This is a genomic window from Pelagimonas sp. (assembly GCF_050633425.1).
Taxonomy (GTDB): Bacteria; Pseudomonadota; Alphaproteobacteria; order Rhodobacterales; family Rhodobacteraceae; genus Pelagimonas.
On the sequence record NZ_JBOEGM010000025.1, the window covers coordinates 16,220 to 43,073 of the forward strand.

The following is a 26,854-nucleotide window of genomic DNA, read 5'->3' on the forward strand; positions in this document are numbered from 1 at the left end:
GTTAAAACCTCAATAGCTGCGGGTCACACGGTCAAGAACACGACGGCCAAACAGGCTTGCCGTCAAATCGACCATCAGCCGCGCGGTGCGACCTTTGACATCCAAGAAAGGGTTCAGCTCGACAAGATCGAGCGAGGAAACAAGACCGCTGTCATGCAGCATTTCCATGACGTGATGGGCCTCGCGGAAGGTTGCGCCGCCGGGGACTGTCGTGCCGACGGCCGGAGCAATATCGGGTTCGATGAAATCGACGTCCAAACTAACATGCAAAAGCCCATTAGCGGCTTGGACACGATCTAAGAATTCCGCCAAAAGCGGTGCAATCCCATGTTCATCAATTGCGCGCATGTCATGGGCAATCACGTTGGTTGATTGCAAAAGACGCCGCTCTTCTCCATCAACCGACCTGAGCCCCAAAATGCAAACATTAGCGGGGTCAACAGCGGCGGGCACAGGCCCACCGAGATAACTGTCAAACCCTGGCAAACCGCAAACAAAGGCCAATGGTGTGCCGTGTAGATTGCCGCTTTGGGTAGATGCAAACGTGTTGAAATCGGCATGTGCATCGAGCCAAAGCACAAATAGCGGACGCCCTTCTTGGGCCGCCAAGGCCGCGTGCCCCGAAACGGTTCCTGCCGACAAGGCATGGTCACCGCCCAGATAGATCGGCAAGGCATCACAACGCGCCAGTTTCTTGGCTTGGCTGTGCAACGCACGGGTCCACCCAGCCACCGTATCCAATTGCTTGAGATGCGTGTGGTCGGTTTCGATGCCTGTGACCTCTTCGGGCCGCGCATCGCCCAAGTCTGCCACATCATGCCCCAAAGCCTCCAACTCTTCGGCCAACCCCGCCGTTCGAAAGGCATTCGGCCCCATAACACAACCGCGTCGCCCAGCCCCAGCTTCGATTGGAGCGCCCAACAAAACAATCTTGGTCATGCTGCAACCTCCAGCGGGCGGGCGCTTAAATGAAGACCGGCAATGGTGCAGCGGACAGAGCCACCAGCCAGTTCAATCGTTGGAATCTCCAATGCGACAAGAGTTGCATGACGTTCGATCCGCGCGACCTGATCTGGTGTAAGCGCCGCAACAGCGCGCGCAGAAATAGCGAGCAATCTTCCATCAGCGCCCTGCAACTCAATGGCATTTCCCGCAAATTCACCGATCTGTTCCGTGCTTAGGGCGATCACGTCCCGCTCACCATGGGCAAGACGTTCGATGACCACAGCGCGCCGCGCCGCGTCGGAGATCATGTCCGTTCCGATCAGAGCGAAGTCAGTGCCAATACACATCAAAACATTGGTGTGATAAATCGGGTTTCCATCCGCGGTGACGGCGTCAAACACCAAAGGCTCGTAGTTAAAGTGCGTGCAAAACCGCTCCAACAAAATGTCGCTCATGCGGTTTGAACGCGCCGCATATACCACCCGCTCAAGATGATCGATCACCATGGCTCCGGTCCCTTCGAGGAAAAGACCATCCTGCTCCAACCCTGAGTAATCAATCAAATCCTGAACCCGAAACCGCTGTTTCAGCAGTTCCATAACGTCCATGCGACGCTCGGCCCGACGGTTTTTAGAATACATCGCATGCAGCGCGACATGGCCCCCTGCATGGGTCGAAAACCAGTTGTTTGGAAAAACGCTATCTGGTGTCGCTTTGCTTTCATCTTCAAACAAATGCACCGAAACCCCAAAGGATCGAAGCACCTTCACCGCTTCGCTGATCTCATCATAGGCCTGTTTGGCCACCGCCGATGCACATCCATTGAGCGTCGATTGAAAGCTGTTGTCCTCAGCGGTTTGCGCATTCGGAGTGAAATGATGCGGGCGTATCATCACAACCGCCTCTGGCGCTTGGAGCGAGCGCAGTGACATGACAAAATCCTGTTCCTGTTTGAGCGTGCCACAACTCTATCGAACAGGGGTTGGCAAAACATATAGGCATGAGGTGCAAATATAACAGTCGAATTTGACAAAATGATAAGGACGATTTAACAGATAGCTATGCAAATACTAGATGACCTAGACCGCCAATTGATTTCCATCCTTCGTGAGGATGGCCGTGCACCGATCTCCAAATTGGCGACAATTTTGAGCGTGTCACGCGCCACAGTACAGGCCCGGCTGGACCGATTGCTAGACAGCGGCGCGGTATTGGGGTTCACCATCCGTGCCCGTCAAGAGCATGGGCCGGATGGAGTGCATGCGATGATGATGATCGAAGTGTCGGGCCATTCGACCAGCGCAGTGATCCGCCGCCTGCGCGGGGTCCCAGAGTTGCGCCAGTTGCATTCGACAAATGGCAAATGGGATCTTGTGGCGCAGCTTACGGCCGACAGCCTGCCTGATTTCGATCGGGTTTTGCGGGTGGTGCGACAAATCGAAGGCATCACGAATAGCGAGACCTCGATCCTACTCAGCTCAGTTTAAGACCTGGCGCTGTTCGCCTGAGTGATCGAAAACAGCCCCGGACGCCTAGGCGTTTTTGCAGACATATTTCTGGTCGACGGTTTAATGTCGTCTTCCGAGACTTTGCTCAAGCCAATCGACCCCTTTAGATACCTAACAAGCCAACGCATTGGGTGGCATCCCTTTTCGTAGTAGATGCATTAATCACCCTACGATCCAATCGAGATTTTGCAAAACGTGCGGCGGCGCGGCAGGTATGAAACCCCTGCTCAGATCAAGGTTTGTCACTGCGTTTCAATTTTCCAGCCAAGAGTTACCTCAGGGCACATAGGTGCCAGAAAATCTAGACAATGCCTTGGACACCACACCACCTCGGTGCCGCTTTCGAAAAACCGCTTGGCAACGGATCCCTGCATGTCGGCGAAAACACCATGCCTGTTCACCTCTTTTCACGTTGGTGAGTGCCGGAGCCTATGTCCAACCGCCATCAATCGTGAAATCCTGTCCAGTGCACATGCGGCTGTCATCCGACGCCAAAAACAAAACCAGCGCGGCCGCGTCTTCGGGTTGAATTTCTCCTTTTAACGGCTGGCTTGCCTCTAACATGCGCGCACCTTCTTCGCTCCAATGCTCTTGCTTTTGCCGTTCGGTCATCACCCAGCCAGGCAGCACCGTATTGATACGCACGCCCGCTCCGCCGAGCTCAGTCACAAAGGACTTGGTTAACCCGTGAATGGCAGATTTCGCGGTTGTGTATCCCGGCAAGTTGCCAAACTTTACCTTCCAGGAAATCGAGCCAAAGTTAATGATACTGCCATGTTCGCGCGCCATCATACCTTCGGCCACCGCTTGAATTGCAAAAAACGCCGGGCGCAGATTGACCGCCAAAGCCGCGTCCCAACTGTCTTGTGTCACCAAACGCCAATCATGTCGAGTGTCGTTGGCGACATTATTCACAAGGACATCGACCGCACCGAAACCCGTAATGGCGGCTTGCAAGGCGGCGGTGTCGGTTACATCCACCGGTGTGAACGCCGCACCACATTCGACCGCCAGTTTTTGCCCGGCGTCGTCGGCAATATCAACGAAACCCACCACAGCGCCCTGCCCGGTAAAGGCCCGCACCATAGCAGCCCCGATGCCCGAGGCACCGCCGGTGATAAAAATCCGCTTGCCGGCAAGGCTGGGATAGCTGGCGAAGTTTGTCATATTTCATTCAATCCTGTGTCGCTTCACGGCCCGGAATGCGATTGCCGTTTGGATTATACTAACAGGATTTCAAAAGGTAGAGCACGGGATCAATATGGGCATTTTGCGGCGGGCGACATCTGTCGTGCATCCCTGCTATCAAAGACTACCCCGCCGCCGAAACGAGCAACACCGGATCGGGGTCACAGCATCGGTCTTGTCCGGTCCAATGCCCCGTATGCATGGTTTGGACATGCTCCGGTTTCAGGTCACCTGCAACGGTTTGCCCCTCAACCCAGTGATCTTTTCCACCCATTACCCGGCCAAGGCAACCCCCCCATCCTCCTCTGGATCTGACGAAACCTCTGGACCCTGACCTTGCTCGGACGCCAAGAACGCGCTCAGCATTCCCCTCAAACGGGTCGCCTCGCCTTGGAGTTTTTGGCAGGCATCATTCGTTTCGCTGATAACGGCGGTGTTCTGCTGCGTTACCGTATCAAGCTGCGACACACCCGTATTGATTTCTTGGAATCCTGTCGCTTGTTCCTCTGCTGAATGCGAAATCTCGGCCACAGTTTCAGAAAGCCGATTGGCGTTTTCTGTGATCAGGGTCAAGGTGCTGGCCGTGGATTGAACAAGCCTCTCTCCTTCTTGGACCTGTTCGGCGCTTTCATTGACCAGTGCTTTGATTTCGCTCGCAGATGTCGCGGCCAGCTCGGCCAACCCACGGACTTCTGAGGCGACAACCGCAAAGCCCTGTCCTGCTTCCCCGGCCCTTGCGGCCTCGACCCCTGCATTCAATGCAAGAAGACTGGTTTGGAAGGCAATATCGTCGATGGATGAGATGATCTGGTTGATCTGACTGGATGACGTCGCAATCGCGCTCATGGCATTCATGGCCAGTTCCATTTCGACACTTCCCTTTTCGGCAAATTCCCGACCTTCGCGCGCCTGCTGATCCGACCGTCGAGCCCGCTCTGCGCTGGTCTCCAATCCCGCCAGCAGCTCTTCCAATCCAGCGGCAGATTGCTCAAGCGTCGCAGCTTGGGTTTCGGCACGTCTGGCCATTTGGTCGGACATGTGGGCCAAATCCCTCGCGTTTTGGTCCACCACGCCCGAGCTTTTGTCCAGCTGATCGACCAAATCACGTAGTATGTTCGACAAAGAATTGAAGTCGTCGCACAGGGCCAAATACGCGCCCCCAAGCTGCTCCCACTTATCCGTTTCAATGGCTTGCTTCAGGTCCCCTCCCTTCAAGCCATTCATCGCCGCGCCAAGCACATGAAACAGCTCGACTCTCAGCTCATTTTCCTGCGTAGCCAGTTTCTCAAGCTCTTCTGCTCGGGCCAGTTTGTCGCGCAACTCTTCAAGGTTGCGTGCAATGGTCCCCACTTCATCTTTACTAGTTGTGCCTGATATCGCCGTGTTGAAATCACCTGATGTCAGGTTTTGAATCGCCTGTGTCGCATCCGTAACCGGCGCACTTAATCGACGGCCAAAAAACCAAGCGAACAAAGTTGCCGCAATTGTTGCGGCCAGACTGCCGATCATCAACACCGTTTCGCTTCTCGTTACCGAAACTTTGATCAACGCTTTGACCTCTGCATTGGTCACGCTCAACCTGTCTTGAAGGCCGTTCACGATATCCCTCAAATTGCCAATCAATGGTTCAATCGTGTCGAATGTTATCTGTTTGCGATCCGCGACAGACGCAGATTTTAGCGGTCCTAAGCTGGCTTCAATATCATCCAACACAACACGCAACGTCTCCACATCTTCGAAGGAAGCAGGATCCTTGGCGGCCTGAATATCGACGTCTACAAAACGGGATTTGGCCAAATCGACCTCATCCAGCACCTCTTGCATATTGCCGCGCAGCCGCTGCAAGCCGTCGTCGTCCCCCAAAGAATACGCTAAAAGATCACCAAGTCCTTGCTCGATGTCCTCCTTCATGTCGTCTAAGCTCTTGAGTTGGGTTCCAACAATCTGGGAATGCTTAATGCTAAAGGTGGTTTGCGCATTGATAAGCATCCCCCCGCCTGAGACAGCAAGCAACATCGCAATCAGCACCGCGGCAAACGTGAATATCTGCGTTCTCAAGGAATAGTTTCTCATGGTTTCGATCCCCAAAAAGGTGTGTTCATCACACGACTAGCTACGAGACTTATTGGTCGGCACAGTTTCAATTTCCTGAATTCTTGGGCAGATTGTCCCAGCCAACTTCGGAAAATTTTAAATGACACAAAACCGGTACAGCCTAGCAGCAAGCAAAACTTTTGGCTGATACGTCACCGCATTTTCCTTATTGTTGGGACCGTCTGTTCTTTGGCGCAGAACCGAGAACAAACTACTGAAAGTAAACACATATTTTAGGTTCGAGTGAGGCGGGCCTGTTTCATCAAACCGCCACGACTCCATTCCGACATATTCCCGCCCGCTCAGCGTGCAGCCCCCTTTGCATTGACATAGATCGAACGCACGGATGTTGTGGCACAGATGAAAAGCCGGTTTTTTTTAGGGCCGCCGAAGACAAGGTTTGAAACACATTCGTCGATTTTGATTTTACCCAAGATCGTGCCGTCAGAGGCGTAACAATGCACACCATCCCCGGCAGACGACCAAATATTGCCTTTGGTATCGACGCGAAAACCATCAAAGAGCCCGACGTCGCAAGTGGTCAAAACCTTACTCTGACCCAAAGTTTCGCCAAGAACGGGATAGGCTCGGATAACGGCGTCATTTTGAGGGGCATGCGTTTGCCCCGTGTCGGACACATAAAGCACTTGTTCATCCGGCGAAAACGCAAGCCCATTGGGTTGTAGGTTGTCGGTTGCGACCACGCTCATCGCCCCGGATTGATCAATGCGATAGACGTTTTGCGCCCCGATTTCTGACGCACTCGCATCTCCTTCATAGTCGCTGTCAATGCCATAGGTCGGATCGGTAAACCAAATGGACCCATCCGATTTCACCACGACATCGTTGGGGGAATTGAGCCTGGCACCTTCGAAAGTGTCGGCCAAAACCGTCATAGTACCATCATGTTCGCGGCGGCTGACAGATCGGCCACGGTGCTCACACGACACGAGCCGCCCTTGGAGATCGACAGTGTGCCCGTTTTGATTGCGACACGGGTACTCAAATGTTGACACGTTGCCATCGCATTCGTCCCACCTGAGAACCCGATCGTTTGGAATATCGGACCAAAGCAAATATCGACCGGCTGCAAAATAGGCTGGTCCTTCGGTCCAACGCCCCCCGGTCCATAGTGTATCAATTTGGGCAGTCTTGTGGATGAGACCCAAAAAGCGTGGATCGTGAACGTCATAGATTTGGTTTTGCATCTTTGGATCCTGACTTGATTCTATCGAAAAAAATATACGAGCTGCGCCGCAATTGACCATGTCTAGTATGCTAGGCACAACTATTTGTTGGTCAAAACAGGCGCTTATGGTCAATCACTCAACCTATTATGCAACTATTGACAGTTATTTGTTGGACAAATAAGAATTGATGACAGCAACGATGCTTTGCCACCGGCAAAAAAACTTGGCGGCATCAGAACTTAAGGGCAGGATGAAACGTTGAATGTCAGCGATACAGAAACTCGGTCAGCTGTTGACGAAGTGGTGGATCAAATGCGTGAATTGATCGGCTCACGGGGATTGACCGTCGGTGATCAATTGCCAACTGAGCGCGAGCTTTGTGATGCGTTTGGCGCGTCACGCAACACTGTCCGCGAAGCGATGCGCATTCTCAAAGCATACGGCATCGTCGAAGTCCGGCCCAAAGTTGGAGCGACCATTATCGACAAACGCATGGCCTCGGCCATGGATATGTTTTCCTTCAACGTCATGGACATTTCGCGCGACACTTTTGCAGATATCCAAGGATTTCGCAGCCTATTGGAAGTGTCATCTGTGGATGAGATTTTTGAGAAAATCACACCAGAGGACATTGCCGCACTACGCCAAATAAACGCGAATATGCTTGAGGCGGACGGGGTCGATGAAGCCTCGGAACAGGATTTTCTTTTTCACACACGTCTTATTCAGGTGCTGAGAAACAAAGCGATTTTAGACGTTTACGGCCTGATGAAGCCGGTCATTCTTAGGATCATCAAATTAGGCAAAACACGCCATACGTTTTCGGCGTCAACATTCGGTGAACATGAAAGCGTCCTGAACGCTTTGGAGGTCCGAGATCGGATCACCTACCAGTACCGGATGAAGTCGCATCTCGAGATGGGGTACGCGCAGTTTAACAAGGTTGAGCAGTTTGAGGAGACCTCAACCAGATAAGAAAAGCCAAACTGCAGGTCAAATTTCCAATGGGAGGAAAAAAATGAAAAGTGGATACACATTTATAGCCGCTATTACCGGGGCTGTTTTGGCAACCTCGGCGGCTGTTGCTGGCCCAAAAACTGTGGACGGTCCGGGTGTCAACCCCGGCTGTTTTGCGCCTTGGGACGAAAGCACCAAGCATTTTCAATGGGAGGGGCGCGAAGGGCCATTTAGGATTGCGGTGGTCAACGGATTTGTTGGCAACACATGGCGCATCCAGATGATCAAAACCGCCAAGGCTTTTGCACAAGATCCAACAATCGCTGACAAAATCTCTGACTTCAAAGTTGTCTCCACCGGGACAGATGCGCCAGCCCAATTAGGGGCCATCGAAGACTTCATCAACCAAGGCTATGACGCAATTATCACCATCGCCGTAAGCCCCGATGGGTTTGACCGAGTTATCCGCCTGGCCGATCGCAACAACGTTGTCCTCGTGCCCTTCGACAACGTGCTCGATACCGACAAAGTCATGCAGGTCAACGAAGACCAACTGGCCATGGGGCGCGCTTACACCACCCACGTGCTGGCCGAACTGGAGAAAATTGGAAAATCCTCTGGCAAAGTTCTTGAAGTGCGCGGATTGGCGGGCAATTCGGTTGACCGCGACCGCTCCATAGGCATCAACGCGGTTCTGGATGAGTCCGGCGGCAATTGGGAACGCGTGAGCGTCAACGGCATGTGGGACGACGGGACAGCTCAGAAAGTTGTGGCCGATGCCATTGCCGTTCATGGCGAATTCGATGCCATTTTAGCGCAGGGCGGCACTACAGGCGTGGTTCGCGCTATGCTGGATGCCGGCCACCCAATGGTTCCGGTTTCGGGAGAAGCTGAAAACGGATATCGCAAGTTGATGGCCGAGCATTCAGACGCCGGTTTGACAGGCATTTCCATCGGTCAATCACCGGGGTTGGTTGCTATCGCAATGAAGGCCGCCGTTTCCGCTTTGGAAGGCAATGTCATGCCTCAGCTGATCTCGGTTCCGCTTCCGACGGCGACATATGCTGAGCTGGAAGATGGGCTGAACTATTGGTCAGACCTTCCGGATAATTTCTTTACGGTCAATGAGTTCCCTCCTTGCGATGTGAACATCTCTGGTCCGGCCATCATGGCACAAGACGAAGCTGACATGAAATAATCAGCTAAGTTTCGGGGTGCCACGATGTGGCCCCCGTTTCCCTCTCAAGAGAAATAAGGCTCATGACTGAGACCAATGGATTAGTCCAATTGCAAGGCGTGTCGCGTTTCTTTGGCGGCATCACTGCGCTCAAGGACGTCGATTTTTCCTGCCAACCCGGCACCGTACACGGTATTTTGGGTGAAAATGGTGCGGGCAAATCCACCCTCATCAAAATTCTATCAGGCGTTCTGAAACCCAGCGAAGGCCGCATGCTGCTTAATGGCAAAGACGTGACCTATGGCACGCCCTCCGATGCCACCAAGGATGGGATCGTCTGCATTTTTCAAGAGCTGTCTTTGATCCCGGACCTATCGGTCGCCGACAATATTTTTATCGACAATCCGCCGCGTTGGATGGGGATGATTGACCGGGCCGCACAACGGCGCATGGCGCGTAAAGTCTTGGCCCGGATCAATTGCGAAGATGTCGATCCTGACATGCCCGTACGCGATTTATCTTTGTCGCGGCGCCAGATGGTGGAAATCGCCAAGGCGTTGAGCAAGAATCCCAAGATTTTGATCCTCGACGAGGCCACCTCAGCTTTGACCAGTCGGGATGTCGAAACAGTGTATCGCCTTTTGAATGAGTTGCGAGAAGATGGCGTGGCCTGCCTGTTTATCAGCCATCGCATGCAAGAAGTTGAAGCCCTTTGTGATCGCTTGTCCGTGTTCCGAAACGGACAACATATTCACAGCTTCAACAAAGGTGATTTGACCGAAGCCGAAATCGTCAAACTGATGATCGGGCGAGACATTGAGGCCCATTACCCCCCGAAACCTACCCCACAAAAAGCCGTCAAGACTGCTCTGAAAATCCGAGACCTAACATGGGAAGATCGCCTGAAAGGCGTCAACCTAGATGTTGGCGCGGGCCAGATCGTTGGGCTTGGTGGGCTTGATGGTCAGGGCCACAAGGAGCTGCTTTTGGGGCTGTTTGGAATCCTGCGCGGCATGCGTGGTGCGATAGAATTAAACGGCAACCCCTTCCGTCCGACCTCTCCGGCGGATTGCAAAAACGCCGCGATGGCGCTGGTGCCGGAAGACCGAAAAACCGAAGGTCTTATGCTGCAATTGTCGATAACCGACAATCTATTGCTGCCAATTTACCCAGACATATCTCGTGGTCCGATCATTGACCCAAAACTGGCTGATGATGTTGTGCAAAAAGCCATCGCTAAATTGCAAATCAAAACCAAAGACCCCGCGACGCCGGTTGAAACGCTTTCAGGGGGAAACCAACAAAAAGTTGTTATCGCAAAATGGCTTATGCTTAATCCCGATGTCATTTTGCTCAACGATCCGACGCGGGGGATTGATGTCGGGACAAAGCAAGAAATCTATCGTTTGATGCGTGATCTTGCCGACGCAGGCAAGGCGATCCTGCTCTATTCAACGGATTACGCCGAACTCATCGGCTGCTGTGACAGGGTCTCAATCATGTATGATGGCGCTGTTGTCAGTGAGCTGGAAGGCGGTGCCCTAACAGAAGAAGCCATCATCGCGGCCTCACTCAACATTGCAGGAGGAGAAGCGGCATGATGCACCTTCGCGCACATATTCTACGCAATCGCGGCTTCGTTGGTGCGCTGACGATGTTCCTCATCTTCTTTATTGTGTATCACATCCTGCACCCGCGTGGTTTTTCGACGGCTGTTTTCGTTCAAAACGCAAACGAAAGCGTCGCCATCGGGTTTGTCGCCATTGCGCAGACCATCCCGGTTCTCATGGGGGGCTTGGATTTGTCCGTCGGCGCAGTGATGACTTTGGCAAACACCATTGCGTCTCATCTTGTGACAGGCACACCGTTGCAAATGGTTTTGGGCATGATTGCGACACTGTTGTTTGGGTCTGCATTTGGTTTGATGAATGGTCTGATTGTCGTTTACGGACGCATTCAACCTATTATTGCCACGCTCGCAACCGGGGCGATTGCAATCGGGTTGGCGTTGATCATTCGCCCTTCTCCGGGGGGCAACATCGACTCGGATCTCAACTGGGCCCTGACCAACGCCGTGTTTGATTTCGCCGAAACCTATGGGTTTGCTGACAATGGAAACGCCGCTTGGTTACAGCCAATCGCCAATATTCCAGTGCCTTTGATTATCATTCTCGTGGTGGGTGTTGGCGTGTGGCTCCCCTTTAAGCGCACAGTCACTGGGCGGACGATCTATGCGATCGGCTCAGCCGAGGGGGCCGCCTATATGTCAGGGCTTCCGGTCGCCCGTGCCAAGATTGCGGCTTTCACCATGGCTGGGTTCTTTGCTTCCTGTGGCGGTCTCTACCTCGCAATCCAAACGTCATCTGGCAACGCAGACATCACGCAAGCCGGAGCCTACACACTCAATTCAATCGCGGCGGTTGTTCTTGGGGGAACCTCCCTTCTGGGTGGAATTGGCGGGGCCATCGGGTCGTTGATCGGGGCAGGTATCCTGAGAGTCATCTCCTTCTACTTTCGTATCCTGTCTATTGACCCACTCTTGCAGCCGTTGATCGAGGGGATGGTTCTCTTGGCGGCGGTCAGTTTGGGGGCCCTGCGGACATTCCGCGTTAAAAACATAATGGAGCTGTTCCGATGAATGCTTTGAACCGCGTGACGCCGGAAAATCGCCCAATTGCAATCGCTCTGGCCTTTACGATTGTCATCATTTTGGTTGGCACGGCCTATACGCTGGCGACGCAGGGGACGGCTCCCATGCTCATGCCCTCATACCTGCTCCAGCAGCTGCAAATCGGATCCTTTCTGGGCATTTGTGCCGCTGGCATGATGATGGTGATCTTGATGGGCCATATTGATCTGTCCGTTCCCTGGACGCTGACTGCGGCGGCAATGATGGCCACCACAGTGGGCGGCCCTTGGGCCATCCCGGCAGGTTTGGCAGTCGGGCTTGTGGTTGGCATCGTGAATGGAATCGGCGTTTCAGTCATGCGCATTCCATCCATGATCTTCACACTCGGGGTTGATTCAGTGTTACGAGGTTTAATGGTCGCCCATACCGGCGGCTTCGCCCCCCAAACCGAAGCCACACCGCTGATGCGGTTCCTCGCAGCTGATCGTATCTTGGGCATACCCGTTGCGATATTCGTTTGGGCTGGCGTGTCGGTTTTGATCGCTGTCATTCTAACCCGAACGGGATTTGGAAAATCCATCTATGCAACCGGAGCCAAAGAAGGGGCAGCCTATTTGTCGGGCATTCGAACCCGACGTGTTGTTATTGGTGCCTTCATAGCATCGTCATTATGTGCCGCCACAGCGGGCGTTTTGCTCGCGGGGTATTCGGCCAAAGCCTATCAAGGGATGGGCGGTGCGTTCCTCTTGCCTGCCATTGCCGCAGTCGTCTTGGGCGGCACGCATATTCTCGGCGGACGCGGTCGCTATCTCGGCACTCTCGTCGGCGTGATTTTGATCGTGTTCCTGAACTCCGTGCTATCGATCATGCAAATGTCCGAAGCCTACCGGCAGATCATTTATGGTGTTGTGATCATTGGAATGCTGTTGATTTACGGCCGCGAGAGCCACAAGCGACAATAACAAGGCCTAGGCTGGTTGTGGCCCGGTTGTGTCAGGCCTAAATCACTTGGGCACAAGGAAAGTGAACAACCAATTGGGCCAGTGCTATTGGGCCGGTTTTATTGGGCCTGCTGTATTGCGCCTATGCCAAGGTGTTTTGACCCCAAAGCCCCCTTGGCGGCTTTGGGGAAAACTCTCAGGGTAAAATTCAAACAGCCCAACCCGACCTGGCCTTCACGGCTCTCAGGCGGTCTCAACTACGTTGTAAATGAAATGGCGGAGGCTCAGGGATTCGAACCCTGGGAGGACTTTCACCCTCGTCGGTTTTCAAGACCGGTGCATTCGACCACTCTGCCAAACCTCCGCGTTCGGACACCTTTATATCCACTCTTTCGATTCTAAAAGTACATATCTACGAAAAAACGCCCAAGGTTGAACTGCAGGCTTTTCATATGACCTCCAACAGGTTACTGTTTACTCAAAATGGGCCGAATAGTGCCCGAATGAGGCAGTAGTGACCGGAAAATCCGGCATTCAGTGCGGCAACGCCCGCGCGAAACACAGGCATGAGGCACAGCATGAGCGGTATTTTTACGCCCAAATCTAATCGGACTCTGCGCGCAGGTTTTGCGTTCACGAGTTTTTTGATGCTTTCGGCCTGCGCCGATGGACAGATGCCAGGGTTCCTTCTACCACAGTCCGGCGGCGACGGAGAGGTGGTTGCACGCGCAGCGACCTCAGGCACGACGACCGAACGCGACGTTGAAGCGCCCGAAATTTTTCAAGCGACGGAAGCAGGCCTGTGGGATGGACGCCCATCGCTTGGCGGCGTTTGGATCGCCCACCCTGATGTGACCGACCCTGAGCGCGCCATCATTCGCAATGAAGCGAATGGCAAGTTTGTCATTGGCGCATTGTTCCGCCGTGAGCGCCAATCACCTGGCCCACGTTTGCAAATCTCTTCTGATGCGGCCGCAGCGCTCGGCATCTTGGCAGGTCAGCCATCCAATTTGAATGTTGTAGCTTTGCGTCGTGAAGAAGTTGCCATGGATGCGCCGATGGAGCCCTTGAGCGAAGCCGCTCCGATGCCCGCCGCACCCGAAATCGCCGAAGGCACGTTGGATCCGGTTCTCGATGGCGCCGCCAAGGCGATTGAAACCGCCGCGCTGGCACCGACCGCGACAACCGCGCCGAAACCCGCCGCGAAACCCGCGACGTCATCGCTCAGCAAGCCCTTTGTTCAGATTGGCATTTTCAGCGTCGAACAAAACGCCCGCAATACCGCCACAGCCATGCGTCAGGCTGGCATGGTTCCGACTGTTAAACAGCACACATCAAAAGGGAAAACCTTTTGGCGCGTGGTTGTTGGTCCGGCGCAAACCAAGTCAGAACTCTCGACAGTGCTGAAAACCATCAAAGGCACGGGCTTTACAGACGCTTATGCGGTGACCAACTAACGTCGGGTTCTTCCCGAAACCTGGGCTTTTCTTGGCATAATCCGAGCAGTTTTTAAGTATCGGCAAGAAAACGCGGACCAATGACATGCTGGCAGGTGACAGCCCGCCGCTTTCCGGCAATAAACGAGTTAACGTTTTGAACCGATTGTTTGGACAGGAGCCGCCACATGAGCTTTTTGCCCCGCCGCTTTTTGGCTAGTGCAGCCGTATTTGCTATTCTGGCTGCGCCGGTTTCGGCCTTTGACACACGGGCCAAAGCCGCCTTTGTGCTTGACCAAACCACTGGGACCGTCTTGCTGGCCAAACGCGCTGATGAGGCCCTGCCCCCGGCGTCGATGTCCAAATTGATGACCCTGTACATTGCCTTCGAGGCGATCCGCGACGGGCAGCTTAAGATCGACGAAAAGCTAAGAGTATCCAGCCACGCCATGTCCTATGGCGGGTCGACGATGTTTTTGGACACCACTGATCGCGTCAAGGTCGAAGACCTGCTGCGCGGTATCATCGTGTTATCGGGTAATGACGCCTGCGCTGTGATTGCAGAAACCCTCAGCCCCGATGGCACCGAAAAAGGGTTTGCCAAGCTGATGACGCAGCGGGCCCAACAGATGGGTATGACCAGCTCGACCTTTAAAAACGCGTCGGGATGGCCTGCTCAGGGACATGTGATGTCGATGCGTGATCTGGTTTTGTTGGCTACACGTCTTATCGAAGACTTTCCCGATCATTATGCCATGTTTTCGGAAAAAACCTTTGCCTTTGATGGGCGCGCACCGGGCAATGTTAAAAACCGCAATCCGTTGTTGGCATTGGGAATTGGCGCCGATGGGTTGAAAACCGGCCACACCAGCGAGGCTGGCTATGGGCTTGTCGGGTCTGCTAAAAACGGCGACCGGCGGGTGATCTTTGCGATCACCGGGCTTGATAGCGAACGTGCCCGTGCCGAAGAATCCGAAGCGATTGTCAACTGGGCTTTCCGGCAGTTTTCCGAACAAACCATTGTGAACAAAGACAAAGCGGTTGCTGACGCAGATGTCTGGCTAGGGGCCGAAGACCGGGTTGGTCTTGTGTCCAAACAAGACATTCGCCTGCTCTTGCCGGTCAACACATTGGGCGGCGTCAAGGCCGAAGTTGTCTATACCGGCCCCATTGCAGCCCCTGTCGAGCAAGGACAAAAACTGGCTGAGCTCATTATCAGCCCGGAAGGCTTGCCTGAAACACGTGTGCCATTGGTAGCGGAAAAATCCGTTCCCGGCGGCGGATTTATGGACAGAATGTTGACCGTATCTCAGGTCTTGCTAAAACGCTTGCAGGACGGCCCAAAGGAGCAGCTGTGACCATCCAAAACGGCGCAACTGGGCTGTTCATCAGCTTTGAAGGCATTGACGGATCAGGGAAATCAACGCAAGCGCGGCTTTTGGCTGACGGTTTGCGAGCAGCGGGTCGTGACGTGATTTTGACCCGAGAGCCAGGCGGAAGCCCCGGCGCAGAAGAAATCCGCGCCTTGGTTTTGCAAGGCGATCCTGATCGTTGGTCGGCCGAAACTGAATTATTGTTATTCACGGCCGCACGCCGAGATCATCTCGAGCGGACCATTCGCCCGGCTTTGGCGGCGGGTCAGGTGGTGATCTGTGACCGTTTTGCCGATAGCACTCGGATGTATCAGGGCCTTTCACGCGGTGATTTACGAGCCAAAGTTGATGCTCTGCACGATCTGATGATCGGGATGGAGCCGGACTTAACACTGTTGTTTGATATGGATCCAAGCGCGGGACTTGCCCGTGCCAAATCCCGCGCCACCGTCGAGGAGCGGTTTGAGGACTTTGGTGTCGGCCTGCAAGAGAAGATGCGCGCCGGCTTTCTGGCTTTGGCTGAGGAATTCGCCCCCCGGTTCCAAGTGATCGACGCTGACCGTGACATAGACGTCATTTCCGCCGATGTCTTGGCACGCGTCATGGCCCGCCTGACATGAGTGACAACGAGCTCCCTGAGCCAGACCGCGTCGACGGGGCCCCTCACCCACGCGAAACCGAACGCCTTGTTGGGCAATCTCGCGCAGAAGACGATTTTTTGACCGCATTCAACACCGGTCGCTTGCATCACGGGTGGATGTTGACCGGGCCGCGCGGTGTCGGCAAGGCGACCTTGGCATGGCGGATTGCGCGTTTTTTGTTGGCGACACCCCCTGCCGAAGACGACATGTTTGGCGCGCCGCCCCCTCCGCAAACCCTTGATATCTCGGCTGAGCATCCGGTGTCACACCGCATGCTCGCTTTGTCCGAGCCGGGCCTGTTTTTGCTTCGCCGCGGGCCAACCGACAAGGGCGACAAGCTGGCCGCGGAAATCCGGGTGAACGAAGTCCGCAAGTTGGGGCATTTCTTTTCGCTGTCCGCAGCGGATGGTGGTCGCCGCGTGGTGATTGTTGACAGTGCAGACGAGCTGAACATTCAGGCCGCTAACGCCATTTTGAAAATGCTCGAAGAACCGCCCGCCAACACAACGATTTTGTTGATCAGCCACCAGCCCGCGCGGCTGTTGCCAACGATCCGATCACGCTGCCGGGTTTTACGGCTTGGCCCTCTTTCTCCTGATGATATGGCAACGGCTTTGGCCCAGGCGGATGCCCATGTTGACCCGTCTGAGGCCGCGGCGTTGACGGAATTGTCGCAAGGGTCTGTCGGAGAAGCTTTGCGGCTTATTAACCTGGGGGGACTACAGCTTTACTCCGATATCTTATCTGTAATGGGCAGCCTGCCGAACTTTGACAGCGCGCGCATGTTGGCCCTGTCCGACAGCTGTGCAGGCAAAGGCAAAGAAGCCCGGCTCGACTTGCTGTTAACCTTGGTGGATCAAATGACCGCGCGGTTGGCCCGAACAGGTGTCACCGGCCACCCCCCGGCGCACGAAGCCGCCCCGCAAGAAGCCGGGATATTGGCGCGGCTGTCACCTGATCCGCATACAGGCCGGCATTGGGCAACATTGGCCGGTCAAGCCAGTGATCGCGCCCGCCATGCCCGTGCTGTCAACGTCGATGCCGCCGCTCTGGTCACCGATCTGTTTTTGCAACTGAAATCCTAATTTTCGTACGGTTATAACGCCGCTCACCTGACATTCCATTAATCCACGATCGCGCGTTTGGACCAGATTGGGCCTGCAACTTGTCGGCGTACAAGTTTGGCTCAAAGTTTGTGTTCAGGATGCCCTCATGAAACGCCTCGCGTTTTCCGCGCTCCTTCTTTGTTCGGTCTCGACGGTAGGTTAGGCTTGCGCAAAAAAATTTTCCATGCGCACCACCCCATTTGCTGCCAAGCCGGTTGGGCGCTCGGACTTTACCCGACATAAAATACCTGCGACGAACCATCGCTGACCGCAAATGGTGTATTCTTATGGCTCCACAGTCTGTCGCAAAGTGATCACGTCGGTGGTGTCATGGAAGAGTTGCACGATGCTCATTGGGTTGGCAGTCAACCAAACCTCATTCAAAGCGATCTCCACCACACCCCGGAATGGCCGGAATTGGACCGCGTTGTTTTGCTTCTGGGGTTTGACGTCGATCTCGTCCTTGGCAATGCTGACATTCAGAACGTGATTGCCGCTTCATGATCTTGAAAACAGATGCGTGGACAAGGCGCATTGTTATTAGGAATGCGATTAAGAGTGCTGGTATGGGCAGGCTTTTCACCTGCCCGATAAAAGTTGGACCGAGGCAAGGGTCAACGGTCTAAACGATACCGCCCTTAATCAACCGATCCGCCAATTGGCCATACGCCTGCGCCATAGCACTCTCACTCGTCGCGATTGGCACACCGCCATCCCCGCCCAGCCGGGTATCAAGGTCAATCGGCAACTGCGCCAGCAACGGAACACCGATCTTGTCTGCCTCAGCCGCAACACCGCCCTGACCAAAGATATGACTGTCTTTGCCACAATGCGGGCAGGTGAACACGGCCATGTTCTCGATCAGCCCCAACACAGGTGTCTTGAGCGTCTCAAAGGCATCAAGAGCCTTGCGCGCATCCAACAACGCCACATCCTGCGGGGTGCTGACAACGATGGCCCCGGCAACATCGGATTTTTGGCAAAGCGACAGTTGCACATCACCGGTTCCAGGGGGCAAATCAACAATCAGGACATCCAATTCACCCCATTCGACCTGCATCAACATCTGTTGCAAGGCCCCCATCAACATAGGGCCCCGCCAAACAACAGCCTTTTCTTCGGCCAACATCGACCCGATCGACATAACAGTGACACCATGCGCCTTGAGCGGGATAATGGTTTTGCCGTCAGGGCTGGCGGGTTTATCTGTCAGGCCAAACATACGCGGTTGCGATGGCCCGTGAATATCTGCATCCAACAGCCCAACCTTTTTACCGGCGCGGGTCAGCGCCACGGCCAGGTTGGATGACACCGTAGATTTGCCAACGCCCCCCTTGCCGGACCCAATCGCCAGGATCGTTTTGACACCGGCGGGGTTCATGGCCCCCTCTTGCGGTTTGGGATGTCCGCCCATTTTGAGCTGCGGAGGCGGTGATTTGGCTTCGGCGGTCAGAACAGCACTAACCGAGGTAACACCATCGACCTGCCCGACGGCCGCTTCCGCAGCTTTGCGCAACGGCTCCATATGTTTGGCGATTTCAGCATTCGGAGCTTCGATCACAAAACGGACATGCCCCCCGTCAATCGTCAACGCTCGAATCATATCTTTGGAAATCAGGTCTCCGCCATCGGGCAGTGCAAGCCGGGCAAGCGCGTCTCGAATCGCGGCTTTTGTGTCTGTCATGCTTAATCTCCATCTCATTTACACCAATAACTGGAGGTGACCGCGCGGCACTGCAACCCAGAACGTCGCTTTGATTAAAAATCGAGCGAAATGCAAAAGTTACCCTGCGTTTCACATGCGATTTCTGCATAGCAGCATTGCTCAAACCGGGCATTGTGCATGCGCAGCATTTCCCCCATGTTTAGCGCAACCAGACAACACAGCCACCGAGGCACCGAAGATTATGGCATACGCAACTCAGATCAGCACCGACGCTCAAAGCGGTTTGGCTGCACGCTTCACGGACATCATGATTGACCTGCGCGCCCGTATGGCACGCCGCAAGGTCTACAAAGACACAATTCGCGAACTTCAACTCCTGTCGAACCGCGACTTGGCGGATCTGGGTCTTAACCGTTCCATAATTCGCCGTGTGGCATACCAAGCCGCATACGAAGTTTAAATCAGAATACCGCACGGGACTCTCCTCCTCCCTGTCTCTTGCGGCTTCGGCGACGGTATCGCTCCTCCTCCCTGATACCGCCGCCGCCTAATTCGGATCTACGGATCCACAAGAATGACAGACCCTCTCCTCCTCCCTGGGTCTTTCATAAAAGCGGTGTCTCCACTCCTCCTCCCAGGAGACACCGCAATAAGTTTCGGGCCAAACGGCCCAAAAGAATGACGGCTCCTCTCCTCCTCCCTGGAGCTGCCGCACCTCATTCGGACCAAACGGTCCAACGCATTGCTGGGTCCTCTCCTCCTCCCTGGACCCTTCAAAGCTCGCGGTGATGCCACTCCTCCTCCCGGCATCACCGCAACGCGAATTCGGGCCAAACGGCCCAACGGAATGATGGCTCCTCTCCTCCTCCCTGGAGCCACCGCACCAAAACCAAGGGTCGCATGATCCATCTGATTTGAGCCCTTCTCTTCCTCCTCCCAGAGAATTGTTATGGGTTTCAAAACTTGAAACGGCGCTGCTCACCTCCCTGAGCAGCGCCGTTTTGTTTTGTGGAATGGATTTACTAAACCTCTTCAAGTCGGTAGTTTCAGCCATGCTTTCCAGTTTCCCGTCTTACTTAAAGGCAAAGCTTTTCATAGCATTCCGTTTTTTCGTCGGAGTTTGCACAATTGTTGCGGTCCCAAGCTTTTGGCTTTTGGCCATCTCATCCATCATGCTCGGAGGAGACGGCATAAATGGCCAAATTGTTGATGGTCGCTTTTTTCTAGCGAGCCACGGACAGCTAACAGAAGTTGGGAAATGGACCTTTTTCGCGACGCGTTATTTGGCCATTTTGACAATTGGGACATTCATTCCAATGGTTCTTGGTTCGATGCTTATCAAGGAGATCGAAAAACGATCAAACTCATCATAGCGTTTCGCCTCTTTCGAGCACCAATCTGACGTGATGAAGAAACAGGCTTTGTTGCTTCGCCACCTTCCCCTTCCCCCCCTTATTCGCTACAGCATCGTCAACCAAAGACGAGGAATTTCCGATGCCCATGGAAAAGACGTTCAATGCCGCCGAGGCAGAACCGCGGATCAACAAGAAGTGGCAGGACCAAAAGGCCTTTGCCGCCGGTGCCAACAAGTCGCGCGACGAAAGCTTTTGCGTGATGATCCCGCCCCCGAACGTTACCGGGGCGCTACATGTGGGCCATGCGTTTAACAATACGCTTCAGGATATTCTGACGCGCTGGCACCGGATGCGCGGGTTCGACACGCTCTGGCAGCCGGGCCAAGACCACGCGGGTATTGCCACCCAGTTGATGGTGGAAAAAGAGCTTGCCAAAACCGGGCAGCCAAGCCGCGCTGAATTGGGTCGAGAAGCGTTTCTCGACAAAGTTTGGGAATGGAAAGGCCAATATGGCGGCACAATTGTTGAACAGCTCAAGCGCCTCGGCTGTTCCTGTGATTGGGATCGCAACGCCTTTACGATGGCCGGTGCTGCGGGCGACCCGCGCGTGGGCCACGAAAATTCGCCGAATTTTCATGACGCGGTGATCAAGGTCTTTGTTGATATGTACAACAAGGGGTTGATCTATCGCGGCAAGCGCTTGGTCAACTGGGACCCACATTTCGAAACTGCGATTTCAGATCTTGAGGTCGAAAATATCGAAGTGGCCGGGCATATGTGGCACTTCAAATACCCACTCGCCGGTGGTGCGACATATACCTATGTCGAAAAAGACGAGGACGGAAATGTCACTCTGACCGAAGAACGCGACTATATTTCAATCGCAACGACCCGTCCTGAAACCATGCTCGGCGATGGTGCGGTGGCGGTTCACCCCGATGACGAACGCTATGCCCCCATTGTCGGCACCCTTTGTGAAATTCCGGTTGGCCCCAAAGAACATCGCCGCCTGATCCCCATCATCACCGATGAATACCCCGATATGAATTTCGGCTCTGGTGCGGTTAAGATTACCGGCGCGCATGATTTCAACGATTACCAGGTCGCCAAACGCGGCGGCATTCCGATGTATCGCCTGATGGATACTCGCGGTGCGATGCGTGCCGACGGGGCCACCTATGACCACGACGCTAAAATCGCCGGTGACGTTGCCAATGGCAAACGCACGCTAAGCGAGGCAGAAGCCGACGCCATCAATCTTGTGCCTGAACATCTTCGTGGCCTTGATCGTTTTGATGCCCGCGAAATGGTGGTCGCAGAAATCACCGCCGAAGGCTTGGCCGTGATGACGATGTCGGACGACCCCCGCCTTGGCCCCAAGAAAAAGCTCAAAAAGGGCGAAGAAGCCCCGGAAGCTGTGGCGGTTCCTTTGGTCGAGGCCAAGCCGATCATGCAACCCTTTGGCGACCGTTCCAAGGTCGTCATCGAACCGATGCATACCGACCAATGGTATGTTGATGCGGCTAAAATCGTTGGCCCAGCGCTGGACGCCGTGCGCAATGGCGACATCAAAATCATGCCCGAGAGCGGCGAAAAAGTGTATTACCACTGGCTCGAAAACATTGAGCCTTGGTGTATTTCACGCCAGCTTTGGTGGGGGCACCAGATCCCGGTTTGGTATGTTCCAGGCGAAGAAGATTGGTATGCAATTTGCGCCGCAACTGAAGAAGACGCTTTGAAGGAAGCCGCCTTGCGCTTCCCCGAGGGAACTGATTTCCGCATTGTTGCGGATGCTCAGGAAGCTGCCGGCGTTCTTGCGGCAGACGTTGCGTTGATGGACACCAAAGACGAAGGGACGATCCGTCAATTCGAAGGCCCAATGGTCATCCCGATGTTCCGCGACGCGGATGTTCTCGACACTTGGTTCTCCTCCGGTCTCTGGCCAATCGGTACACTCGGCTGGCCGGAAGACAGCGATGAAATGAAGCGCTTCTTCCCGACCAGCACCTTGATCACCGGTCAGGATATTCTGTTCTTCTGGGTGGCACGCATGATCATGATGCAGCTCGCCGTCGTTGATCAGGTTCCGTTTGACACCGTCTATTTGCACCAGCTCGTCCGCGACGAGAAGGGCAAGAAGATGTCCAAAACCACTGGGAACGTCATTGATCCACTTGAAATTGTTGATGAATACGGTGCGGATGCTTTGCGTTTCACCAACACGGCCATGGCATCTATTGGCGGTGTGTTAAAGCTGTCCAAAGATCGGATCGAAGGCTATCGCAACTTTGGAACCAAACTCTGGAACGCCACGCGCTTTGCGGAAATGAACGGTGCCGTCGGCCATGATTTTTCGGCGAAAAATCGTCCCGCGCCAAACGCGACTCTCAACAAATGGATCATCGGCGAGACTGCAAAGGTTCGCGAAAACACGGACAAGGCACTGAAAGACTACCGCTTCAATGACGCGGCACTTGGCCTTTACGCCTTTGTTTGGGGCAAGGTGTGCGACTGGTATGTTGAATTTTCCAAGCCTCTGTTTGGATCGGATGATGAGGCTCTGGCACAAGAAACCCGCGAGACAATGGCCTGGGTGCTGGACCAGTGCATGATCATGCTGCACCCAATCATGCCCTTCATCACCGAAGAGCTCTGGGACAACACCGCCAAACGTGAAAAAATGCTCGTTCACGGTGATTGGCCCGACTATGGCACCGATTTGGTTGATCCCAAAGCGGAGGCAGAAATCTCTTGGGTGATCAGCCTGATTGAGGGGGTTCGCTCGGCTCGGTCTCAAATGAACGTACCAGCACGCCTATTTGTTCCACTTCTGGTCACAGGCTTTGGGGATGAAGAAAAAGCTGCTTGGGCGCGTAACGAAGCCATTATCAAACGTATGGCGCGTATCGAGTCTCTTGGAGACGTCGAAAGCTTCCCCAAGGGCTGTGTGACCGTTCCGGTGGGTGGCGCAACATTTGGCATGCCGCTGGCCGACATCATCGATGTCAGTGCTGAAAAAGACCGTCTTGAAAAGGCAATTGGCAAATTGGCGAAAGAGATTGGCGGTTTGCGTGGTCGGCTTAACAACCCCAAATTCGCGGTCTCAGCCCCCGCCGAAGTTGTTGAAGAGGCGCAGGCCAATCTTGAGGCCCGATTGATTGAAGACGCAAAGCTGCAAGAGGCCCTCGCCCGTGTTGCCGAAATCGGTTGAGCGCGACACAACTAGTGACAAGAAAGCCCGGAGCATTAACTGCTCCGGGCTTTTTCATATTGCCGTCGAAGGTCGACCCACCGACTTAAAGGACCGCCGATTAAAGGACCGCTGGTGTCACCCGGATCAATGTTGGAAGCGGCACCGCAAAAGCGGCCAAAACGGCCCGCTGCAACGCCTCCAAATCCTCCGGTTCAACCGCCTCAGCCCCATAGGCCCGCGCCAAAGCCAGAAAATCAGGATTGTGGGCAACCACGGCATTCGGAGCGATTTGGCTTTGGATCATACTGTCTTCGATCTCGCCCAACTTACCGTTGTCCCAGACGAAAATGGGTAGGCTAAGCCCCAATTCAACAGCCGTCCCAAGATCTTGGACCGTGTATTGAAATCCGTAATCGCCGAGGATTGCCAGAGTTGGCCTGCCGCGCCGCGCAACCGCTCCACCAATGGCCGCAGGCAACCCATAGCCGAGCGTGCCAAAACCAGATGGATGGTGCCAATGGCAAGGGCGGGGCATATCCCACACTTCCTTGGCCGCATAGGCAAATTGCGTCATATCGGAATAGATCATGCAATCTTTTGGCAAAACAGCCTTGAGAGCATCGGCCACCTCCACAATTCCGGGACGTTCGGTCATGACTTCGGCACGCCAGCGCGCCTTGGTCGCGGCAACTTTTTTGATGTCCCAACACGGGGCACGATCATCGATCCGAGCCGGGATTGCAACGGCCATAGCCCGCAAAATCGCCCCAGCGTCGCCGAGAACAGACATGTCACCAGGTTTGGCCTTTGCCAGCACCACCGGATCAATATCGACGCGGATCATTGGTGCCGAATGCCCAAGCTCATCGCGCCAAAGATCACACTCAGAAAGCTCCGTCCCCATTGCAATAACGAGGTCAGCCTCGGAGAGCGTGTCTGCACTGTCTGGCCGCGCCAAAAAAGACCCGAAATACAGCGGGTAGTCAGCCGACACCAAACCACGCCCGGCATAGGTGCAAAACGCCGCCGCGCCGCTCATCCTCAGGACGTCAGTGATGACATCCGCACCGCCTTTTGCACCGCCGCCAAACACAAAAATCGGTTTCTTGGCGGCCAGCAATCGGTCGGTAATGGCACGGGTCTCTTCTGTGCTGGCCTGCGGTAAGCCGGGTGCCGACGCCGCTTCAGGCGCAGGATCAGCACTCGCGCCCAAGCTGGCGATCGGCACCTGAATATGGCACGAGCGTTTGCGTTTGGTCACAAAACCGGTCAAAGCGCGATCTACCAAGTGATAGGTCGTAGAGGCATCACGCGCTTCTTCAGACCATTCGCAAACCATATCCGCCGCGGCGCGTTGATCTAACATCTGGTGCAGCTGGCCATGTTTGCCAGTGATATCATCCAAACAAGACGTAATCGCGAGCACCGATACACTGTCACTATAGGCCTGCCCCAAGGCGGTCATCGCATTGCACAAACCCGGCCCAGTGATCAGATAGCACACGCCCGGCTTGCCAGTCGCACGGGAATAGCCGTCGGCCATAAATCCCGCGCCCTGTTCATGGCGGGCCAAGACATGGGTGATCCCAGCCTCTTCGATCCCGCGATACATCTCAACGTTGTGCACGCCGGGAATGCCAAAGATCACCTCAACCCCGCGCGATTTCAACATATGTGAAATCTGTGCCCCCAATGGTCTTTGCATCATGCCCTCCAGAAACGGATTGTGAAAATGGCGTAAACCGCCAAAAGTTCCAAACGCCCAGTCAGCATAGCAAAGCTCAGCATCCATTTGGCCGTCGTGCCAATATCGGCAAAATTACCTGCAGGCCCGATCTGATCGCCAAGCCCCGGCCCGATATTCGCCAACGCCGTTGCCGCCCCCGAGACGGACGTGATGAAATCCAAACCAGTCAGGCTTAGCGCCACGGAAAGCACCCCCATGGACACCACGAAAAAGACGAAGAAGGACATGACGGAGCTGACAACTTCGTCACCAATGGGGCGGCCATCATAGCGCAGAGAAAACACCCCATTGGGCGAGCGAATGCGTTTTAGCTGAACTTTGATTGATGCAAAGAGCAGCTGATACCGGAAGATCTTGATCGAACAAGCCGTCGATCCCGCGCAGCCGCCAATCAGGCCAACAAAGAAGAACAGCATGATCAGGAATGGGCCCCATTCCATATAGTCAACACTGGCATAACCGGTGCCCGAAATGATTGACGTGATATTAAACAACGCCTCGCGAAAGGCCTGTTCGGGATGGTGTGGGAAAATCCAGAGCAACATGGTGGCAGTTCCCGCCACCAGTACAACAATCGTTCCCAAAAAAGCGCGAACCTGGCTGTCGCGCCACAACACATTGCGGTTGCCATTCAGCATTTGGACATAGCGCACAAATGGTAGGGCCGCCAAAATCATAAAGACGGCCGCCACATATTCGGCAGGCCCGGAAAACGTGCCAAAAGACGCATCGTAATTGGCAAACCCGCCGGTAGAAACAGTCGTCAGAGCATGCACAGACGCATCAAAAGCGTTCATTCCGCATAACAAGTAGGACAGTGCGCACATCAGGGTAATCGACACATAGACTGTGGAAATCGAGGAGGAAATTTGCGTCGCGCGGGGCAAGATTTTCCCCATGGTATCAAAGCCTTCTGATCGGAAAATTTGCATCCCGCCGACCCTGAGTTCGGGCAAGAACACCATCGCCACAACAATGATCCCGATCCCGCCAATCCACTGCAACAAGCCGCGCCACAACAGCAACCCTTTTGGCAAGTCATCCAAGCCCGACAACACCGTCGACCCGGTGGTTGTCAGGCCTGACATGGCCTCAAAAAACGCGTCGGTATACGTGGCTTGGGTTTCGCCCAACACAAATGGCAACGCCCCAAAAGCAGGCAGCGCCACCCAGACGGATGTGGTCAACAAAAAGGTCTGCTGAATAGAGAGCCCTTGCTTGACCGCATTGGCACATGCCAGTGAAATCAAACCGCCAATCATCACCGTGATCAGCGCGCTCTCTAAGAACACATGCCACTGCCCCCTCCCCTCGGCCAAATCGACCAGCATCGGGAGGAACATCGTGGCACCAAGACAGGTGACTAGCAGGCCAATGACATAGGCGACGGGGCGGATATCGAACATAGACGCAGGGTTGGATGCAGCCGCACGTCATGTCAAGTCAGGGCGTTAACTATAGAGGATGTCCCGGAAAACATGCGGCAAGATATCATCGCGCTTGAGACCCAGTCGTGCAAGATCGTTGTCGCTCTGGGCTTCGAGTTGAATGATTTGTTTCAATCGGGCACGACGTAACCCAGCCGGGTTTACCCCGAATCCACGTTCCGCGAAAAAATTATCGATCTTGAGGCCCAAGGAAACTTTGCTCATGGCCATTTGAACATTATCACGTGGCATTTTGGAAACCTTTCATTACGACACTGGTT

The 26,854-nt window shown here is 54.4% G+C and carries 23 protein-coding genes and 1 tRNA gene; 14 read left to right on the forward strand and 10 right to left on the reverse strand.

Annotated elements, in window-relative coordinates:
• Positions 1 to 9: 9 nt before the first annotated feature.
• Positions 10 to 939: an arginase gene (gene rocF, locus ACRBB0_RS20505; protein WP_431376329.1), complete on the reverse strand. Its 930-nt coding sequence runs from the start codon at positions 937 to 939 to the stop codon at positions 10 to 12.
• Positions 936 to 1,871 carry a citrulline utilization hydrolase CtlX gene (ctlX, locus tag ACRBB0_RS20510; RefSeq protein ID WP_431376426.1) on the reverse strand — a complete coding sequence of 312 codons (936 nt, stop codon included), beginning with the start codon at positions 1,869 to 1,871 and terminating at the stop codon, positions 936 to 938. The genes rocF and ctlX overlap by 4 nt, the downstream gene beginning before the upstream one ends.
• Before the next feature lie 135 nt (positions 1,872 to 2,006).
• On the opposite strand from ctlX, the gene ACRBB0_RS20515 reads away from it, so the two are divergent.
• On the forward strand, positions 2,007 to 2,432 hold the full coding sequence (locus ACRBB0_RS20515; RefSeq protein ID WP_431376330.1) for an Lrp/AsnC family transcriptional regulator: 426 nt from the start codon (positions 2,007 to 2,009) through the stop codon (positions 2,430 to 2,432).
• A 450-nt stretch (positions 2,433 to 2,882) separates the two neighbouring features.
• Here the strand turns inward: ACRBB0_RS20515 and ACRBB0_RS20520 are convergent, their stop codons facing one another.
• From ACRBB0_RS20520 to ACRBB0_RS20530, 3 genes are all read right to left on the reverse strand, one after another.
• Positions 2,883 to 3,620 carry an SDR family NAD(P)-dependent oxidoreductase gene (locus ACRBB0_RS20520; RefSeq protein ID WP_431376331.1) on the reverse strand — a complete coding sequence of 246 codons (738 nt, stop codon included), beginning with the start codon at positions 3,618 to 3,620 and terminating at the stop codon, positions 2,883 to 2,885.
• 294 nt (positions 3,621 to 3,914) lie between these two features.
• Positions 3,915 to 5,714, reverse strand: a complete 1,800-nt coding sequence (locus ACRBB0_RS20525; RefSeq protein WP_431376332.1) for a methyl-accepting chemotaxis protein — start codon at positions 5,712 to 5,714, stop codon at positions 3,915 to 3,917.
• 323 nt (positions 5,715 to 6,037) lie between these two features.
• Positions 6,038 to 6,943 carry an SMP-30/gluconolactonase/LRE family protein gene (locus ACRBB0_RS20530; RefSeq protein ID WP_431376333.1) on the reverse strand — a complete coding sequence of 302 codons (906 nt, stop codon included), beginning with the start codon at positions 6,941 to 6,943 and terminating at the stop codon, positions 6,038 to 6,040.
• Between the two features lie 240 nt (positions 6,944 to 7,183).
• On the opposite strand from ACRBB0_RS20530, the gene ACRBB0_RS20535 reads away from it, so the two are divergent.
• The 5 genes from ACRBB0_RS20535 (at position 7,184) to ACRBB0_RS20555 (ending at position 12,650) form a co-directional block, all read left to right on the forward strand.
• Positions 7,184 to 7,900: a FadR/GntR family transcriptional regulator gene (locus ACRBB0_RS20535; RefSeq protein ID WP_431376334.1), complete on the forward strand. Its 717-nt coding sequence runs from the start codon at positions 7,184 to 7,186 to the stop codon at positions 7,898 to 7,900.
• Positions 7,901 to 7,943: 43 nt separating this feature from the next.
• Positions 7,944 to 9,080, forward strand: a complete 1,137-nt coding sequence (locus tag ACRBB0_RS20540) for a sugar ABC transporter substrate-binding protein (protein ID WP_431376335.1) — start codon at positions 7,944 to 7,946, stop codon at positions 9,078 to 9,080.
• A gap of 62 nt (positions 9,081 to 9,142) precedes the next feature.
• Positions 9,143 to 10,660, forward strand: coding sequence for a sugar ABC transporter ATP-binding protein (locus ACRBB0_RS20545; RefSeq protein ID WP_431376336.1), 1,518 nt, complete (start codon positions 9,143 to 9,145; stop codon positions 10,658 to 10,660).
• Positions 10,657 to 11,697 (forward strand): ABC transporter permease, encoded by a 1,041-nt coding sequence (locus tag ACRBB0_RS20550; protein ID WP_431376337.1) that lies wholly within the window; start codon positions 10,657 to 10,659, stop codon positions 11,695 to 11,697. The genes ACRBB0_RS20545 and ACRBB0_RS20550 overlap by 4 nt, the downstream gene beginning before the upstream one ends.
• Entirely contained in the window at positions 11,694 to 12,650 is a 957-nt protein-coding gene (locus tag ACRBB0_RS20555; protein ID WP_431376338.1) for an ABC transporter permease, read from the forward strand. Before ACRBB0_RS20550 ends, ACRBB0_RS20555 begins: the two co-directional genes overlap by 4 nt.
• 253 nt (positions 12,651 to 12,903) lie before the next feature.
• Here the strand turns inward: ACRBB0_RS20555 and ACRBB0_RS20560 are convergent.
• Positions 12,904 to 12,993, reverse strand: a tRNA-Ser gene (locus tag ACRBB0_RS20560).
• A gap of 214 nt (positions 12,994 to 13,207) precedes the next feature.
• On the opposite strand from ACRBB0_RS20560, the gene ACRBB0_RS20565 reads away from it, so the two are divergent.
• The 5 genes from ACRBB0_RS20565 (at position 13,208) to ACRBB0_RS20585 (ending at position 17,689) form a co-directional block, all read left to right on the forward strand.
• A complete protein-coding gene (locus tag ACRBB0_RS20565) occupies positions 13,208 to 14,086 on the forward strand; it encodes an SPOR domain-containing protein (RefSeq protein WP_431376339.1) in 879 nt (292 codons plus the stop codon).
• A gap of 167 nt (positions 14,087 to 14,253) precedes the next feature.
• Positions 14,254 to 15,423 carry a D-alanyl-D-alanine carboxypeptidase family protein gene (locus ACRBB0_RS20570; protein WP_431376340.1) on the forward strand — a complete coding sequence of 390 codons (1,170 nt, stop codon included), beginning with the start codon at positions 14,254 to 14,256 and terminating at the stop codon, positions 15,421 to 15,423.
• The gene (gene tmk / locus ACRBB0_RS20575) at positions 15,420 to 16,058 is read left to right on the forward strand and encodes a dTMP kinase (protein WP_431376341.1); all 639 of its coding nucleotides are present in this window, start codon (positions 15,420 to 15,422) and stop codon (positions 16,056 to 16,058) included. The genes ACRBB0_RS20570 and tmk overlap by 4 nt, the downstream gene beginning before the upstream one ends.
• Positions 16,055 to 17,164, forward strand: coding sequence for a DNA polymerase III subunit delta' (locus ACRBB0_RS20580; protein WP_431376342.1), 1,110 nt, complete (start codon positions 16,055 to 16,057; stop codon positions 17,162 to 17,164). Before tmk ends, ACRBB0_RS20580 begins: the two co-directional genes overlap by 4 nt.
• 351 nt (positions 17,165 to 17,515) lie before the next feature.
• Positions 17,516 to 17,689, forward strand: coding sequence for a hypothetical protein (locus ACRBB0_RS20585; protein WP_431376343.1), 174 nt, complete (start codon positions 17,516 to 17,518; stop codon positions 17,687 to 17,689).
• 118 nt (positions 17,690 to 17,807) lie between these two features.
• Here the strand turns inward: ACRBB0_RS20585 and ACRBB0_RS20590 are convergent, their stop codons facing one another.
• Positions 17,808 to 18,869, reverse strand: coding sequence for an Mrp/NBP35 family ATP-binding protein (locus tag ACRBB0_RS20590; RefSeq protein ID WP_431376344.1), 1,062 nt, complete (start codon positions 18,867 to 18,869; stop codon positions 17,808 to 17,810).
• Positions 18,870 to 19,092: 223 nt separating this feature from the next.
• On the opposite strand from ACRBB0_RS20590, the gene ACRBB0_RS20595 reads away from it, so the two are divergent.
• From ACRBB0_RS20595 to ACRBB0_RS20605, 3 genes are all read left to right on the forward strand, one after another.
• Positions 19,093 to 19,311 (forward strand): DUF1127 domain-containing protein, encoded by a 219-nt coding sequence (locus tag ACRBB0_RS20595; protein ID WP_431376345.1) that lies wholly within the window; start codon positions 19,093 to 19,095, stop codon positions 19,309 to 19,311.
• 454 nt (positions 19,312 to 19,765) lie between these two features.
• Positions 19,766 to 20,224 carry a hypothetical protein gene (locus ACRBB0_RS20600; protein WP_431376346.1) on the forward strand — a complete coding sequence of 153 codons (459 nt, stop codon included), beginning with the start codon at positions 19,766 to 19,768 and terminating at the stop codon, positions 20,222 to 20,224.
• A gap of 121 nt (positions 20,225 to 20,345) precedes the next feature.
• Complete coding sequence (locus ACRBB0_RS20605; protein ID WP_431376347.1) at positions 20,346 to 23,417, forward strand: valine--tRNA ligase; 3,072 nt, start codon at positions 20,346 to 20,348, stop codon at positions 23,415 to 23,417.
• A 100-nt stretch (positions 23,418 to 23,517) separates the two neighbouring features.
• On the opposite strand, the gene ACRBB0_RS20610 is transcribed toward ACRBB0_RS20605, so the two are convergent.
• Genes ACRBB0_RS20610 through ACRBB0_RS20620 form a run of 3 tightly spaced genes read right to left on the reverse strand, consistent with a single transcriptional unit; the run spans position 23,518 to position 26,825 of the window.
• Positions 23,518 to 25,104, reverse strand: coding sequence for a thiamine pyrophosphate-binding protein (locus ACRBB0_RS20610; RefSeq protein ID WP_431376348.1), 1,587 nt, complete (start codon positions 25,102 to 25,104; stop codon positions 23,518 to 23,520).
• Positions 25,104 to 26,552, reverse strand: a complete 1,449-nt coding sequence (locus ACRBB0_RS20615; RefSeq protein ID WP_431376349.1) for a TrkH family potassium uptake protein — start codon at positions 26,550 to 26,552, stop codon at positions 25,104 to 25,106. Before ACRBB0_RS20615 ends, ACRBB0_RS20610 begins: the two co-directional genes overlap by 1 nt.
• A gap of 45 nt (positions 26,553 to 26,597) precedes the next feature.
• A complete protein-coding gene (locus ACRBB0_RS20620; RefSeq protein ID WP_431376350.1) occupies positions 26,598 to 26,825 on the reverse strand; it encodes a hypothetical protein in 228 nt (75 codons plus the stop codon).
• Between the last annotated feature and the right edge of the window lie 29 nt (positions 26,826 to 26,854).